Source organism: Sphingobacterium lactis, assembly GCF_051951495.1.
Taxonomy (GTDB): Bacteria; Bacteroidota; Bacteroidia; order Sphingobacteriales; family Sphingobacteriaceae; genus Sphingobacterium; species Sphingobacterium lactis_A.
Genome location: NZ_JBNHAS010000001.1, coordinates 76,562 through 92,631 on the forward strand (window position 1 = coordinate 76,562; position 16,070 = coordinate 92,631).

The 16,070-nt window shown below is 36.1% G+C and carries 16 protein-coding genes and 1 tRNA gene; 8 read left to right on the forward strand and 9 right to left on the reverse strand.

Annotated features, from left to right (window positions below; genetic code table 11):
• The first annotated feature begins 10 nt into the window (after positions 1 to 10).
• Together ACP6L2_RS00325 and ACP6L2_RS00330 are read left to right on the forward strand one after the other, a co-directional pair.
• The gene (locus ACP6L2_RS00325) at positions 11 to 805 is read left to right on the forward strand and encodes a hypothetical protein (protein ID WP_440507292.1); all 795 of its coding nucleotides are present in this window, start codon (positions 11 to 13) and stop codon (positions 803 to 805) included.
• 167 nt (positions 806 to 972) lie between these two features.
• A complete protein-coding gene (locus tag ACP6L2_RS00330) occupies positions 973 to 1,284 on the forward strand; it encodes a hypothetical protein (protein ID WP_440507293.1) in 312 nt (103 codons plus the stop codon).
• Positions 1,285 to 1,404: 120 nt separating this feature from the next.
• Here ACP6L2_RS00330 and ACP6L2_RS00335 read toward each other — a convergent pair whose 3' ends face one another.
• The gene (locus ACP6L2_RS00335) at positions 1,405 to 1,974 is read right to left on the reverse strand and encodes a hypothetical protein (RefSeq protein ID WP_440507294.1); all 570 of its coding nucleotides are present in this window, start codon (positions 1,972 to 1,974) and stop codon (positions 1,405 to 1,407) included.
• A 179-nt stretch (positions 1,975 to 2,153) separates the two neighbouring features.
• Entirely contained in the window at positions 2,154 to 3,530 is a 1,377-nt protein-coding gene (locus ACP6L2_RS00340) for a tryptophanase (protein ID WP_440507296.1), read from the reverse strand.
• 835 nt (positions 3,531 to 4,365) lie between these two features.
• Between ACP6L2_RS00340 and ACP6L2_RS00345 the strand changes: the two genes are divergently transcribed.
• Positions 4,366 to 4,971, forward strand: a complete 606-nt coding sequence (locus ACP6L2_RS00345) for a carboxypeptidase-like regulatory domain-containing protein (RefSeq protein WP_440507298.1) — start codon at positions 4,366 to 4,368, stop codon at positions 4,969 to 4,971.
• Positions 4,917 to 7,244: an outer membrane beta-barrel protein gene (locus tag ACP6L2_RS00350; RefSeq protein WP_440507300.1), complete on the forward strand. Its 2,328-nt coding sequence runs from the start codon at positions 4,917 to 4,919 to the stop codon at positions 7,242 to 7,244. The genes ACP6L2_RS00345 and ACP6L2_RS00350 overlap by 55 nt, the downstream gene beginning before the upstream one ends.
• Here ACP6L2_RS00350 and ACP6L2_RS00355 read toward each other — a convergent pair.
• The gene (locus ACP6L2_RS00355; protein WP_425565285.1) at positions 7,241 to 7,699 is read right to left on the reverse strand and encodes an Lrp/AsnC family transcriptional regulator; all 459 of its coding nucleotides are present in this window, start codon (positions 7,697 to 7,699) and stop codon (positions 7,241 to 7,243) included. The genes ACP6L2_RS00350 and ACP6L2_RS00355 overlap by 4 nt on opposite strands.
• Before the next feature lie 174 nt (positions 7,700 to 7,873).
• Here ACP6L2_RS00355 and ACP6L2_RS00360 point away from each other — a divergent pair, with 174 nt between their 5' ends.
• Positions 7,874 to 8,938: a PLP-dependent cysteine synthase family protein gene (locus ACP6L2_RS00360; RefSeq protein WP_344674550.1), complete on the forward strand. Its 1,065-nt coding sequence runs from the start codon at positions 7,874 to 7,876 to the stop codon at positions 8,936 to 8,938.
• A gap of 207 nt (positions 8,939 to 9,145) precedes the next feature.
• Here ACP6L2_RS00360 and ACP6L2_RS00365 read toward each other — a convergent pair whose 3' ends face one another.
• Positions 9,146 to 9,550 (reverse strand): hypothetical protein, encoded by a 405-nt coding sequence (locus ACP6L2_RS00365; protein ID WP_440507302.1) that lies wholly within the window; start codon positions 9,548 to 9,550, stop codon positions 9,146 to 9,148.
• A 136-nt stretch (positions 9,551 to 9,686) separates the two neighbouring features.
• On the opposite strand from ACP6L2_RS00365, the gene ACP6L2_RS00370 reads away from it, so the two are divergent.
• Positions 9,687 to 10,430 carry a copper homeostasis protein CutC gene (locus ACP6L2_RS00370; RefSeq protein WP_440507304.1) on the forward strand — a complete coding sequence of 248 codons (744 nt, stop codon included), beginning with the start codon at positions 9,687 to 9,689 and terminating at the stop codon, positions 10,428 to 10,430.
• Positions 10,431 to 10,472: 42 nt separating this feature from the next.
• On the opposite strand, the gene ACP6L2_RS00375 is transcribed toward ACP6L2_RS00370, so the two are convergent.
• Positions 10,473 to 10,652 (reverse strand): spore protein, encoded by a 180-nt coding sequence (locus ACP6L2_RS00375; RefSeq protein ID WP_344674489.1) that lies wholly within the window; start codon positions 10,650 to 10,652, stop codon positions 10,473 to 10,475.
• A 28-nt stretch (positions 10,653 to 10,680) separates the two neighbouring features.
• Positions 10,681 to 10,751 (reverse strand) — tRNA-Cys (locus ACP6L2_RS00380).
• A gap of 305 nt (positions 10,752 to 11,056) precedes the next feature.
• Here ACP6L2_RS00380 and ACP6L2_RS00385 point away from each other — a divergent pair.
• Positions 11,057 to 11,698 carry a porin family protein gene (locus ACP6L2_RS00385; RefSeq protein ID WP_440507307.1) on the forward strand — a complete coding sequence of 214 codons (642 nt, stop codon included), beginning with the start codon at positions 11,057 to 11,059 and terminating at the stop codon, positions 11,696 to 11,698.
• A 310-nt stretch (positions 11,699 to 12,008) separates the two neighbouring features.
• Positions 12,009 to 12,647, forward strand: coding sequence for a porin family protein (locus tag ACP6L2_RS00390; protein ID WP_440507309.1), 639 nt, complete (start codon positions 12,009 to 12,011; stop codon positions 12,645 to 12,647).
• A gap of 300 nt (positions 12,648 to 12,947) precedes the next feature.
• On the opposite strand, the gene rpsJ is transcribed toward ACP6L2_RS00390, so the two are convergent.
• From rpsJ to rpsG, 3 genes are all read right to left on the reverse strand, one after another.
• The gene (gene rpsJ, locus ACP6L2_RS00395) at positions 12,948 to 13,253 is read right to left on the reverse strand and encodes a 30S ribosomal protein S10 (protein ID WP_013667229.1); all 306 of its coding nucleotides are present in this window, start codon (positions 13,251 to 13,253) and stop codon (positions 12,948 to 12,950) included.
• A gap of 78 nt (positions 13,254 to 13,331) precedes the next feature.
• The gene (gene fusA / locus ACP6L2_RS00400) at positions 13,332 to 15,455 is read right to left on the reverse strand and encodes an elongation factor G (RefSeq protein ID WP_440507312.1); all 2,124 of its coding nucleotides are present in this window, start codon (positions 15,453 to 15,455) and stop codon (positions 13,332 to 13,334) included.
• A 128-nt stretch (positions 15,456 to 15,583) separates the two neighbouring features.
• The gene (gene rpsG, locus ACP6L2_RS00405; RefSeq protein ID WP_344674485.1) at positions 15,584 to 16,051 is read right to left on the reverse strand and encodes a 30S ribosomal protein S7; all 468 of its coding nucleotides are present in this window, start codon (positions 16,049 to 16,051) and stop codon (positions 15,584 to 15,586) included.
• Positions 16,052 to 16,070: the final 19 nt, after the last annotated feature.

Sequence of the window (16,070 nt, forward strand, 5' to 3'; positions counted from 1 at the left end):
TTGGCAAATTATGAAGAAACTAATACAAGGAATCTTTATTTTCTCCGCACTTTCAATATGTTTTCTTAGTTGCAAGAAGGGTGAATATATAAATAATTCTATTCGTTTTACAACTATTTCCTTTGAACAGATTCAAAGTGTTCAAATTCCATATTTGGAAGTAAACAATGTGAGATATTACCAAAAAAATGGTTATCTAATGCCCTATATAGATGCTGACTCCATTGAAATATCGGGTGAATATGATAATGGAAGAAAGCATTTTAAACAAAAAATAGTAAATAAATATGGTTCTAATAGACTTTATGTTTATTATAAAAATATGGTTGATTCTACACTTCAGATTGGAGGGCCTCATCCTTTGGGAGACGTTGAACCACCAGAAGGAATGATTGGATTAAAATTTTTTGGAGCAAATAAACAAATTTCTCCAGACGGGAAGCCAATTCATCTCGTAATATATGACGTTGAAGGTGAAATACAGAACGAAATTGAACCTAAATATACTGTTATTGATACAATTCGAAATATCACCAATGATATCCCATTAAATTTTGTGAATGTTAAATTACCTAAGAAGAATTGGAGATTTAAAGTTTTAAATGAAGATAAAACTGAAGCAAAAATTAATGGTCGAATTTTATTTGATTTTCAGACTTCAGCATATAAAAAAGTAAGAATTTTTAAACTTTCAGATGGATTTCGGTTACCACCGCCTTTTGCAAATCGAGATCTTAATTCGCGTTTTCAATATAAAACAAATGCTTATGCTATTTCTTTAATCCAACCATATTTAGATAGGTAAGGGTATTATTATTTATACTTGAATAGCAGAAATTTGGATATTCATGGAATACTTAATTTTTATAATGAAAACTGATTTTAATGTATCTTTTATATAGGGAAACGGAGTGTTGATGTTTTACCAAAATTGCCTTTATCTGTCTATAATAATCAATAATTTTAATACAAATGCGTGGTATAAATGCGATCAAACATGCTGAACTCATCCATTTTATAATGGAGTTGGAGGAGCTATATAGTGGAGAGGAATTGGATGATAATTTGGAGAACTTACAAGTTCACAAAGAGCAGTTGGATGCGCTCCATCAAGAATATTTAAAAACGCTAAGTTCACTTCAGCAGTTGGTTATAGAGTACCGTATGTTATTACACCATACCAAACAGATTTGTATCAATAAACCTGTAAGAAAAATCTTCTTGAAAAATAAAATCAAAACGAAAAGGGAAATTGTAAAACGCATAAATAATTTGGCTGGATAAAATCTGAAAATCCAGATATCTTAAATTATTATTCAAAAAATCTCCCAGATACGTTCAAGTATCTGGGAGATTTTTTTCTATAATAGCCTAATTTAACTAGACCAATCTATTCTTACCTTCCTAACAAGGAAACCACCAATGCATGGAATACAAATATCCGTCCTTCATAAATATCTTGATATGACCATCAGATACATTGTTTTCATCCTCTCTTAATTGAATCACCTGTAAAATTCCTTCATTATAAACTTTCAAATCATACATTAATTTTACGGCATTAGGGAAGAGCTTTTTTAAATCTTCTAGACTTGTTTTTCCATTTAATTTTTTGCCCTTGTATAGCAAGAAATTGTCTTTACTAAATCGGAATTCATCTACAGCAACTTTCTCTTTACTCTTTTCAAATGTAGATCCATCCTTATACAAGTAACTATCACCAGCATCCTTACTTCCATCCTCATTTTCGAAAATATAACTACATGGTTGTATATCAGTTAATAAATTGACACTATCAGCTTCGCCAAATACTTTTTTGAACTCTGAATACGTAAAATAACGTTTCACCTTTCCATTGAATAGCATCTGGTCTACATCGAATACTTCGGCCACTATCTTCTCTTGAGCAGATACATAATTAGGACTGAGTATACAATTGATGACTAGGGTAAGTATTAAGAGGAATCGTTTCATATCGTTAGTGCATTTAAATTGAAATGTTAGAGTTAGTACTAAAAACCTTAAATAAAAATAAGCATCTTTTAAATAAACTGGGAGTTAATTTATTTCTTTAACAACCCTCCATAAAAAACACCCAACAAAAAAAGCTTGTATAACCACTATACAAGCTTTTTCAAGATCTGCGACAATCCCTATTTCTTTTTCAGTAAGATGGTAAAGTGCCTTAAGATTTCTGATTCCCAGACAATCTCAAGGCCTGATTTTATTTCATCTCTTCGATCAAAGATATTTTTTAAAGCTACGGCTACATAATCTAGGTGCTTATAAGAATAAGTTCTTCGAGGAATAGCCAATCGCAATAGTTCTAGTTTTGGGAAGCGATCTTGTCTGGTTTCAGGATCTCTATCGGCCAAAAGGGTACCAATCTCCACTCCTCGAACACCTGCTTCTTTATACAACTCTATAGCTAGGGTTTGAGCAGGATATTCCTCGCGGGGCACCTGTGGCAAAAAGTTTAGTGCATCCACGAATACGGCATGCCCACCAATAGGTTTTTGAACAGGAATACCAAATTCAATTAGCTTATTCCCTAAATACTCAACTTGATCAATTCTAGCTTTTAAATAAGGCAATTCGGTCGATTCCATTAATCCCTGAGCTAATGCCGCCAAATCACGACCTGCAAGACCACCATAGGTAATAAATCCCTCATAGATGATTCCCATATTCCCGCATGCTCGATACAGTTGTTCGTTTCTTAAGCCCAAAAGACCGCCAATGTTTACCAAGCCATCTTTTTTTGCCGACATTAAGAATCCTTCACCATAGGAAAACATCTCTTTTACGATTTCTTTAATCGTTTTATTCTTGTATGCTTCTTCGCGTTCATGAATGAAATAAGCGTTCTCTGCAAATCGAGCAGCATCAAAATAAAGTGGAATACCATATCGATCGGAAAGTTCCTTTACTGCTTTGATGTTCTTCATAGAGACAGGTTGTCCACCAGAAGAATTACAGGTAACTGTTATCAAACAAAAAGGGATCTGTTCTTTCGGGTATTTTTTATAAACTTCCTCGAGTTTAGCCAAATCAACATTTCCCTTAAATGGATGCAGGTTATTGATGTCAAATGCTTCATCAATGGTACAGTCCACCGCATGAGCCTTGCGAAACTCAATATGACCCTTTGTAGTGTCAAAATGTGAGTTTCCAGGGACTATATTATTCTCCTTAACTAATATACTGAACAAGACATTTTCAGCCGCCCTACCTTGGTGAGTAGGTAAGAAGAATGGAAAGCCTAGGGTGTTTCTTACGACCTCTCGTAATTTTAAATAGGACTGCGAGCCTGCATAGCTTTCATCACCCATCATGATTTCTGCCCATTGCTTGTCTGACATCGCGCCAGTACCACTATCTGTCAACAAATCAATAAATACGCGATCACTAGCTAAATTAAATAAATTGTATCCTTCTTCTTCAATCCACTGCGCACGCTGTTCCGGAGTAGATAAAAAAATCTCCTCCACCATTTTTACTTTATAGGGCTCCGCCCAAGGTAATTCCATGATATTTATATTTGGTTCGCCTAAATTTAAATATTCTTTACATAAACTATGATAATTTTCCTATTAATCTATAATTATGTTGCAAACGAACTTGCAGTTTATGCGAAATAAGTAGGGCTAAAATGTATAAATCGTCATCTAACTGTTTTTAAGCTTATTTTTCTTCCAATTCTATATAACTAGACGTTAGCTAGGTAATACCAACTATACTGGTATTCGAAATAGTATGAATTGGCATTATACGCCTTTTTTGTTTGATACACTTAGGGGATTTATGGGGATCTGATATGGATCTTTTTCGGATCTCGTTCGCTTCTAACCGAACGAGATCCGAAGGAGTTCCGAACAAGTTCCGAAGGAGATCCGAAGGAGTGGCGAAGAAAACCTCTTGGAGAGACTGTCAGACACCAGCCAAAAGACAGCAGAAAGTAGTGTCTTTCCTCTCAAAAGACAAAGTAAAAATATCCAAAATAAAGGAAAATGGAGGATTGTTTTATACAAAAAGATAAAAGTTTAGCCGAAAGAATGCAGAGCTCTAAACGTTACATAAACCTGTTTATGAAAAGCAGCTAGATGCTAATTATTTTTTTTAAAGAGTTTATGGAATTCGTGCTATTAATGCATCCATTTATTAGCTGTTAGAAAATGATTCATTTATTGAATTGGAATATTATCCACCTTGCATTTTGTAACATCTTTGAAGGTTATGGTTTTATCTTGGAAGTTAATAGATTTTAGAATATCTTCGGGCGTCCAAACATAAAATGTGATAAATTAATTATGTAGACAACTAACTTTTATGTTAACCAACTCAATAAACTTTTTTTTCGCCTGAATGAAAATGTACCGCCATTTTCCGCTGATCCTATTATTTACTTGTTTAGTAACCTTTGCTTTTGCGCAACAAGTTGAATCTCGTGTTGAGGGAACGGTTGTGGACAGTGCCCAGCAGGCTATTGCAGGGGCTAAGGTTCTTTTAGTAATAGGAAAAGATAGTTTATACAATTCGACGAATAAAAAAGGTGAATTTAGTTTTTCCAAGTTAAAAGCTGGAAAGGCTGTTCTGGAGGTCAGTATGATGGGTTATAAATCATACCATACTCTACTCACCTTAAATCAAGAAGTACATCAGGTTAAAGTTCCATTAAAAGAATCGGCGATTCAGATTGAAGAAATTGTGATTAAGAAAAAGCCTAATCCCATTCGGGTGATGCAGGATACGGTAGAATTTGATGCCGAGGCTTTCAATGTGCAGGAAGGAGATAATGTTGCGGACTTGATTAAGCAGTTTCCAGGAATGGAAGTTGACGAGAAGTATAACGTGCGGACGAATGATAAACCAGTTGTCAAATTGCGGGTTAATGGAGAGGATTCTTTACCTCCGATGTGGCCGAGTTTATTAAAAAATTGCCTGCAGGAATTGTTTCGAAGATCCAAATGATCGACGATTTTGGTGACCAAGCAAATTTCACCGGTGAAAAAACGGGTGAACCAACCCAAATGATTAATATCGTTACGAAGCCGGGCATGAATAAAGGTAAATTTGGTTATGTTTCTTCTGATGCGGCAACGAATAATCGAATTTCTGGTAATGCCAATATTAACTATTTCAATGAAAGTAAACAGATTGGCAGTTCGCTTCAGTATAGTACGGAAAATAATGGAGCAGGAGAGAGCCAGACAATTGGCGGAAGCTTTTCTTTTCGGAATAAATTTAAAGAGAAAGGGTCCTATAATATTGGAATAAGCAGTTCTCTGAATGATGCTGCCTATTTTAGAGAAAACTATGTAGAGACCATCAATGATGTGGGGACTTATTACAATAGCTCACTCAGTAATGGTAATAGTGGCAATTCTACTTACAATCTGAACTTGGGTCTCAATAATCAAAATAAAGTATGGTTTTATAATGGTAGAGCTAGTATTCGATTTACCAAACAAAACAATAATAGCAACAGTGAAAATAATCAAACGGGTGTTCAAAAACAGGGTTTTCGCAATGTATCCAGTAATACAGGTAATTCGCCGAATGTAGACTTCGATCTTAACCTTACTCGGAAATTTAATAATGGCAAGCGGAATATTTCAGGGAATATTACGTTCAATGACAGTAGAAATGAATCCTTACAATCCATTTTAAGTAATACCTTATACTACAATCAGAATACGGGCGACCTGCTCAAAGATTCTGTTCTGAACCGTAACCTAGAGAACAATAGTCATACGCAATCTTTTTCCTTTCGTACTTCTTATTCCTTTAACTTGGATAAGCCTTCAGAAGATCGAACCAGAAATCAGTTTCTAAGTTTGAATTACCTCATACTCATGCGAAACATGACAAACAGTACTTCGACGAATGTTTATGATTCTAATACAGAAGAATATCATTTTGTGGATTCCTTAAGTTCAGACATGCGTAGTTTAATGATTGATCAAAGTTTGGGTATGAATTATAACTTGAATCGTAAGGGTGGGCGATTAACCATTGGGATGAATTTACGCCCGGTTACTCTTCGTAATGAGTATAAGGATAAGAATAGACATTTTAATAATAACAGTTTAAATTATTCGCCTACATTAAATTATAGCCGACTTTTTAAGAAAGGGAAAACCCTGTCCATTAATTATTCAGGGAATAATAATACGCCATCAGATCGACAACTACAGCCAGTACCTAATACGCAGAACTTGCAAAACATCATAATTGGTAATCCAGATCTAAAATCTTTTTTCCAACACCGTATCAGTTCTAATTTCAATCTGGTACAAGAAAAATCTGGAAATAACCTGCAATTATCAGCAAACTTCTCGACCACGCAAAATGAAGTGGTCACCAATATGATCATTATCCCGGATACTTTAGGGAGTTATAAACGAGAAACTCATTATGTAAATGGTAATGGGACCTATAATGCTTATACGAACTACACCATTAACTTACCTTTTAAGGAAAAGAATATTAATTTTTCCTATACCGGAAATGTAGGTGTTTCTAACCGATTGCTGTATGTCAACAGTGAAGCCTATTATAATAAAGGGTTGAATTTTTCCCAATCTGTAAGCCTACGATATAATAAGAAGGAAATTTCTGCAAGCTCAAGATTGAGTTATAGCCAGGTAAACAATAATAATATTGCTGGATTGTCCGAGATGTCCCAAGGGATGGGAATGCCAGATCCGGTATTTAATATTGCCCAATTTACAACATCTACCTTCTTCACTACCCGTACCTTCTCTTCGCAATTTGATGGGACCTACCGTAAGAAAAATTTCAACATTAATGCTCGCGCAAATTACTCCCTGAGTAAGAATGAGAATCCAAAGTTGTTGAATTCAAATCGGGAGCTTCATAATATTGCACTTTCTACAAATGGGGAAGTGACTTTGTTTAAGTCTTATTTTACGAACTTTTCAGTTTCCAAAAGAATTAATAAGGGTTATGCCATTGAAAATCAAAATCCCTTATTGATTAATCTTGGCGTAGGGAAATCATTCTTGAAAAATAATGTCATGCGACTTTCGGCCAATGTGAATGATCTGCTAAATCAAGGAAACATGATGTCTCGTCAGGTTTCTGGGAATTCCATTATTGATACCCGAAGCAATGTCGTAACACGAGTGTTTTTATTGCGTTTAACTTACCAATTATCCGGCTTTGGCCCACGAGGGACACACTTTAGGGTAGATCCAGATCCAGAGTATAGCATCAATTAAAAATGATAGGCTGTTTCGCTTTTAGTCTCTGAAAGTACAAAATAGGTCTGAACGGTATTGACATGGGGCAGTACGGCCAATTTATTCCTTAAGAATTGGTGATAAGTGTCCATATCCTTTGTTGCTATACGCAACATAAAATCGTAAGAACCCGCCATTTGATAGCACTCCATGACTTCTGGAAATTTACTAACTTCTTCTTCGAACTCGTTTAGAACTTCAAAGGTATGCGCTTTAAGAAATACTTGAGAGAAGGATATCAAACCAATACCTATTTTCTGTCGATCAAGAATCGCAACTGTTTTCTTGATGTAGCCTGATTTTTTAAGTTTCTTAATTCGCTCGTGAACAGCAGCAATGGATTTATGAAGCTTCAAAGAAATTTCTTTGGTACTCATAGTCGCATCTTCCTGAAGCAGCTTCAATAATTTGATATCTGTTAGATCTAGTTCCATAATCGTTTATTTTCTTGCAATGGGTAAATTTAAGTTAATTCTTCCGAATAATTTCTTGCTTTTTGCTAAAAGAGTGTGAATATTTATTGAATATTCCCTAACATATTGAATATATTATGGATTATTGGGAATTTTGTGAACAATATTAAAACCTATTAAACAAACAAAACAATGATGGAAGAGTTGGTAATGAGCAAGTGTCTTTCTCCAGAATTAGACAGTAGATTTAATCACCTATGGTGTCTAGTTGGAAATACCCCAATGTTAGAATTGCAATATAACTACAAGGGTAAGGCAGGGAAGATTTATGTGAAGTGCGAAAATTACAACCTGACAGGTAGTATAAAGGACAGAATGGCTTTGTATATTTTGTACAAGGCGTATGCAAACTGTCAAATCAGTCCAAGTGATATGATTGTTGAAGCGACCAGTGGTAACACAGGTATTGCATTTTCGGCAATTGGAAAGTCTTTGGGCCATCAAGTTAAAATCATTATGCCCAACTGGTTATCGAAGGAACGTATCGATATTATCAAAAGTATGGGTGCCGATATTCAATTGGTCAGCAAAGAAGAGGGTGGATTTTTGGGAAGTATCAAATTGAGTGAGGAATTGGCTGCTCAAGGTGGTGTTTTCTTACCTCGACAGTTTGAGAACTTATTCAATGCGGAGGCGCATGAATTGACCACTGGTAAGGAAATCGCCTTGCAATTAGCATCTAAAGGATTGACAGCGGATGCATTCGTTGCTGGTGTTGGTACTGGAGGTACAGTAATGGGAGTTGGAAAGCAATTACGCAATTATAACCCTAATGTCCGTATTCATCCATTAGAGCCACAAGAAAGTCCGACCTTAACAACTGGATATAAAGTCGGGGCACACCGAATTCAAGGGATTTCGGATGAGTTCATTCCTGCTATTGTTAAGTTAGAGGATTTAGATCCGGTTATTTGCGCATCGGATGGTGATTCAATCATCATGGCACAGAAACTTGCTCAACAGCTTGGTTTAGCTGTAGGTATTTCCTCTGGTGCAAATGTAATCGGCGCAATAAAAATTAAAGAAGAAATGGGAGATGATGCGGTTGTGGTAACTATTCTATCTGATGATAATAAAAAGTACCTGACAACTGATTTGGTTAAGGAGCAACCTGTGAAAGAAGGTTATATATCAACCGACCTTGATTTTACCGGATTCCACCCGATCTCTCGTTTAGAAAAATCGCTATTTGGCCACTAACTCTTAATAGAACCAATAGGCTAATATTGGTTGAAAAATTTTACTGTTAAATTTCCTTCGGACTGCCTGGGAGAGCCCTCTCCCAGGAACTGAAGGGTCCTGGTAAATTGGAAACTTCTTCCAGTATTTTCTCTAAAAAAATAACCATAGAATAACTAATGACCCTCGGTTATGGAGAGTCATTATGTATTTTACAATAAAATTCAATTACACCAATTGATATCTCGAGTACATATGGTCTAGCCATTTCTGTATAATGGCACATATCTCATAAGCCTCTTGTTTGACGTACTGTTGAATTAGGGATTCCAGGCTAAGTGTGATTTCATCTAAGTGCATAAAATTGCCTTCCTCGTCCCGATATTCGGAGAGGATGTCAAGAAGGAAACAATGCGTTTCAAATTCTATAAATTTATTTTGGTAGTTTCGGTCGGCGTTCAGCCATAGTTTTTCATGTTGGAATCCAGAATCTATATGCATACTGCAGGCTTCCTCATACAAACTTCGATGAGTACGCAATTCTTTCTTCATTTTCTCTACGCTAACCTGTAACGATTCATACATCGATGATAGATGTATCTGCACTTGTTTTTGTCGTGAAATAAGTGGCATAACAGTCTTATTTTTGATGCTCGCAATAGAATCAACATATAAATATATTATTTTGTTTTTAATAAGTTGTTGATAATTTGTTACTTAAATAAAAAGGATGTACAGAAGGGTTAAAAATGGATATATTTGATGTATCATGGAAAAAGAAATTAACGGTATCAAATTAGAGATTTGTGCCAATTCTATTTATTCTGCAGAACAGGCTCAGGCAGCGGGTGCTAGTCGGGTTGAGCTATGTCAGAATTTGGAAAATGGCGGTACCACGCCGTCTTACGGTCAAATCAAAACAACGCGTGATTTGCTTCATATAGGAGTCCATGTGTTAATCCGTCCAAGAGCTGGAGACTTTTTATATAATAAGCAGGAGTTCGAGGAGATGAAGGCGGACATTAAGATGTGTAAAGAATTGAAATGTGATGGAGTTGTAATAGGGATTTTAGATGAAGCTGGTCATGTGGATATACCTAGGATGAACGAGTTGGTAAATTTGGCCAAACCTATGACGGCAGTATTCCATAGGGCATTTGATCGTTGTGCTGACCCATATCAGGCTCTTGAAGACATTATCTCCTTAGGATGCGACCGTATACTTACCTCAGGCCAAAAGAATACAGCAGAGGAGGGGAGGGTGCTTTTGCAGGAACTTGTGGAATTAGCAGGTGGTAGAATTGAAATCATGCCGGGTTCTGGGGTGCATGCGCAAAATGTAAAGGATATTCTGAATTTTACGCAGGCAAGAAGTATTCATGCTTCAGCCAAGACAAGTATAGCCTCAGAAATGCTTTACCATAATGACAACCTAAAAGGAATGGATGAGGATGTGATCTTCAGTGATCGGAAGAAGGTAGAAGAACTCATTGAACAAATAAAAAGCCTCTAGAACATCTAAAGGCTTATTTATTTTTTTTTAGCAAAAGCTAGCTTATTTTGCGTCAGCAGCTAATTTGTTTAAGATCTCGTCGTTCTTAGTAATTTGGCTGTTTTTGGACATTTTGCTTTTTGAACCTAGTTCAATGTTGCGTCCTAATTTCAAAAACTGTACTTCAACACGTGCAACAGTCTTGTTTCTTCTATCTTTTCTTTTTAAACGTGTAACTCCCATTGTTAACAATATTTTTAATGTTCAAACGAGGTCGGAAGCGGATTCGAACCGCTGTAGGAGGTTTTGCAGACCTCAGCCTAGCCACTCGGCCATCCGACCCTTTACCCTTACAGGCATGCAAAAATAGGATTATCTTTTGAATATTAAAAACCTTTTTTGTTTTTATTTGAGAATTCAATCTCCATAACCTAATTAGAACCCCTGTTTTAAAAGAGAAACGAATTGTTAACCCTATTTTTTAGAATAGTATTAGCGTAAATATTTAAAAGAATGTAATTTTAATTTGCTGATTATTAGTGTTTAATATAGGTGTTCGAGGGATTTTGCTAGTTTTGGTCTAAACTTTGCAAGTACCTAAGCGTATTCAATGAGAATGCATTTTAAATAAGAAAAAACAAAAGACTATGAAAAAATTATTACTATCATTCGGAGCAGTTGTATTATTAGCAGCAGGTGCACAAGCACAAACAAGTTATGGTTTAAAAGCAGGTGTTAACTTAGGTAAATTCAGCAATCAATCAGATGTTGCAAAGGATTACCAAAAAAATAACGTTTCATTTTACGTAACTGGTTTTGCTGATATTCCTGTTGCACCACAATTCTCAGTTCAACCAGGGATTTCCTTACAAGGAAAAGGTAATAAATATGAAATCAACAACGATAATTCTGATGGATCAATCACTACTAATTTGATGTCTATCGAAATTCCTGTAAACGCAGTTTATTATATTCCTGCAGGAACAGGTAATGTATTTATCGGAGCAGGTCCATATGTGGGATACAATGTTTCTGGTAAAGTAAAGGGAAAAGGTAATTTAGGTGATTGGGGTGTTGAAGGTGATACAGACATCGACTTCTCAGGCGACGACAAAGACATGAAGCCTTTAGACGCTGGTGTTAACTTCTTAGCTGGTTACAAATTAGGAAATGGTTTCTTAATCAACGCTGGTTACGGTTTAGGATTAACAAACATGAGCCCTAGTGATAACTCAGATAACAAATTCTCAACACGTACTTTATCTTTTGGAGTTGGTTTCCAATTCTAAGGAATAATAGCCTTAAAGGTAAAAAAAGAATATACATGATTAAAAGGTGTTCCGTTCGGGACACCTTTTTTTATATCCTAAATTCGCAAGAAATTAAAATTGACCTACACTATTCTTATTGTAGTTCGATTAATAGAAATTTTATGAAATTATCGTGTTTTAGGAATAAATAGTTAGCCAAACAACAATGAAAAGCCTTATTAGAGCTTGTAGGCTGCTTTTTTTGACAAATTGTTTGGCAAGACTATTGTAAATTCTTCTCTAAGCAGCAATAGGTAATTCAGCCTTCTTGCAAAAACAATTATAAACTATGAAAAGTCTAGTATTAACCATTGGAGCATTATGTTTAATGCTTGTGGGGGCTCAAGCCCAGGTATCTTATGGATTAAAAGCAGGTTTAAATTTAGCGAAGTATTCGCAGCCTATTGAAGATGAATTAAAGGACTATGAGAAAAGTCTACCTTCATTTTATGTAACCGGATTTGCCGATATCCCTGTTGCGCCTAATTTTTCTGTTCAACCAGGACTTTCCCTACAAGGAAAGGGTGCGAAATATGAAGGCGAAGTCAATGGAGTAAAAGGTTCTATTAACATCAATGTCATGTCTTTAGAAATCCCTGTAAATGCAGTTTACTACATCCCTGCAGGTACTGGTAATGTGTTTTTAGGTGCAGGACCTTATATTGGTTTCAACCTTTCTGGTAAAGTTAAATCTAAAGTTGAAGGAGGAGAGGGTGCTGGAGAAGATACTGAAGACATCAAATTTAGCGGAGATGATAAAAACATGGAACGAATCGATGCTGGTCTTAATTTTATGTTGGGATATAAATTGTCTAATGGATTCTTAATTAATGGTGGATATAATTTAGGTTTAACTAATTTATCTACAGAAAGCGACTTAAAAACCTCTAACCGTGTGTTTTCGGTTGGAATAGGATTTCAGTTTTAATTTCTGGTAGATTCAACAAATATTTTATAGAAAATAGATGTTCTGATAAAGGACATCTATTTTTTTTATTATACTTTAATTTATAAGGTTACTTCCTCCATTTATATGGATTATATGTGAAGATAACAGAGTTAAATAGAGTAGGAGTTTGGCTGATTAGATTTTTTCCAGAATGAATTTCATGTGTCTTTTAAACTTTAGGAAGAACAAAAGAATGAAGTTAAATATCTCCAGAATATTATAAAAAGAAACCCCATCTCGGAAAGAGATGGGGTTTTTGTGATTTTCAAAAGAAATCTATCACACTTTGATTTCAACTTCAACACCTGAAGGCAATTCTAATTTCATCAAGGCATCTACAGTTTTAGAGTTTGATGAATAGATGTCTAACAATCTCTTGTAAGAACATAATTGGAACTGCTCACGCGCTTTTTTGTTCACGTGTGGAGAACGTAAAACGGTATAGATTTTTTTCTCAGTAGGCAATGGAATAGGACCACTAACAACTGCACCTGTAGGTTTTACGGTTTTAACGATTTTCTCAGCTGATTTGTCAACTAAGTTGTAATCGTAAGATTTCAATTTGATTCTGATTCTTTGGCTCATCTTATTTATTTGATTTTAAAATGACCCCTGATTAGAGCTATAAACAATCAGGGATCGGTTTGTTTTTATTCGTTAGAATTAGTCTTCTAGACCTTTAACTTTTCCTTTAGATTTTGCAATCACATCTTCAGCAACGTTACGAGGAGCTTCTGCATAGTGATCGAATTCCATAGTTGAAGTAGCACGACCTGAAGTGATAGTACGTAACTGCGTTACATATCCGAACATCTCAGAAAGTGGAACTAATGCTTTGATTACTTGTGCACCATTACGTGAGTCAAGACCTTGCATCTGACCACGACGACGGTTCAAGTCACCCATTACATCACCCATGTTTTCTTCTGGAGTCAATACTTCAACCTTCATGATAGGCTCCATTAATACTGGAGAACATTTAGGCAATGCTTGACGGTAAGCCATTTTACCAGCTAATTCGAAAGATAATGAATCTGAATCGACTGCGTGGAATGAACCATCAATCAAACGTACTTTCATACCTGAAAGTGGGTAACCAGCTAATACACCATTGTTCATGGAAGATTCGAAACCTTTCTGAACTGAAGGAATGTATTCTTTAGGGATAGCACCACCAACGATCTCATTTACGAATTGAAGTGGAGATTTAACAACATCCCAATCCTCATCTGCAGGAGAGATAACAACTTTGATGTCAGCGAATTTACCACGACCACCAGATTGTTTTTTGTAAACCTCACGGTGCTCAGAAGTTCCGTTGATAGACTCTTTGTAAGCTACTTGAGGAGCTCCTTGGTTTACTTCAACTTTAAATTCACGTTTCAAACGGTCGATTAAGATATCTAAGTGAAGCTCACCCATACCCGAGATAACTGTTTGACCAGTTTCTTGATCCGTTTTTACAACGAATGTAGGATCCTCTTCAGCTAATTTACTTAAGCCGATACCTAATTTATCAACGTCAGCTTGAGTTTTAGGCTCAATCGCTAAACCGATAACCGGCTCAGGGAATACCATAGACTCAAGGATAATTGGGTTTTTCTCATCACAAAGGGTATCACCAGTTTTGATGTCTTTGAAACCAACAACAGCACCGATATCACCAGCACCAATTCTTTCGATTGGGTTTTGTTTGTTCGCGTGCATTTGGAAGATACGAGAGATACGCTCTTTGTTTCCTGAACGAGTGTTCAATACATAAGAACCAGCTTCAAGTACACCAGAGTAAGCACGTACGAAACATAGACGACCTACGAATGGGTCAGTCGCGATTTTGAAACCTAATGCAGCGAATGGTTCAGCCTCAGAAGGTTTACGAGAGATCTCTTCACCAGTACGAGGGTCAGTACCTTTAACCGCTTCTTGATCCAATGGTGAAGGCAATAACTCCATTACGAAGTCAAGCATGGTTTGTACACCTTTGTTTTTGAAAGATGAACCACACACCATAGGAACGATAGCGTTATCTAAAACAGCTTTACGTAAAGCGTCAAGGATTTCGCGCTCAGTTAATGAGTTAGGATCGTCGAAGAATTTCTCCATTAACGACTCATCATAACCAGCAACAGCTTCTAATAATTTCTCACGGTATTCCGCTACCTCGTCGATCATATCGTCAGGGATAGGAACTTCAGTGAAAGTCATACCTTTATCAGCTTCATTCCAAACGATACCACGGTTGTTGATCAAGTCAACTACACCTTTGAAATCGTCTTCAGCACCGATAGGTAATTGTAAAGCAACAGCTTCAGATCCTAACATATCTTTTACTTGTTTTACAACTTTCAAGAAGTCAGCACCAGAGCGGTCCATTTTATTTACGAAACCAATACGAGGAACTTTGTATCCATCAGCTAAACGCCAGTTAGTCTCTGATTGAGGCTCAACACCATCAACAGCAGAGAATAAGAATACTAATCCGTCCAATACACGTAAAGAGCGGTTTACCTCTACGGTAAAGTCTACGTGTCCTGGCGTATCAATTACGTTTACTTGATATTTTTTGTTACGGTAGTTCCAGAATACAGTCACCGCAGCAGAGGTAATGGTAATACCACGCTCTTGCTCTTGTGCCATCCAGTCAGTAGTAGCAGAACCTTCGTGAGTTTCTCCTAACTTGTGGTTAACACCTGAGTAGAACAAAATACGCTCTGTAGTGGTTGTTTTACCAGCATCGATGTGTGCAGCGATACCAATATTTCTTACTAATTTTAAGTCTTTTGCCATATTATTTTTGCAGTTAGCCTTAGGGCTTTTGTTATTTCAGGATTGTTGAAATAAATACACCGACTCTGATAATAAAATTTCTATTATCTAAAGTCGGTGTAATCATATTTGATTCTTTGTGTTCAAAATTAGAATCTGAAGTGTGAGAACGCTTTGTTAGCTTCTGCCATTTTATGCGTATCTTCTTTCTTCTTAACAGCAGCACCTTCACCTTTAGAAGCTGAAATGATTTCTCCTGCTAATTTTTCGAACATAGTTTTTTCACCACGCTTACGAGCATAAGAGATTAACCATTTCATTCCTAAAGCGATTTTACGCTCTGGACGTACTTCCATTGGTACTTGGAAGTTGGCACCACCAACACGACGAGACTTAACCTCTACTGCAGGCATTACGTTGTTTAAAGCTTTTTTCCAAGTCTCTAAACCGTTCTCTTGTGTTTTGTTTTCTACTAATTCTACTGCATCGTAAAAGATGGAATAAGCGATGGATTTTTTACCATCAACCATCATGTTGTTTACGAAACGGGTTACCTGAACATCATTAAACTTTGGATCAGGTAAAATGATTCTCTTTTTTGGTTTTGCTTTTCTCATTTTATTTTCCTCCGTTTAA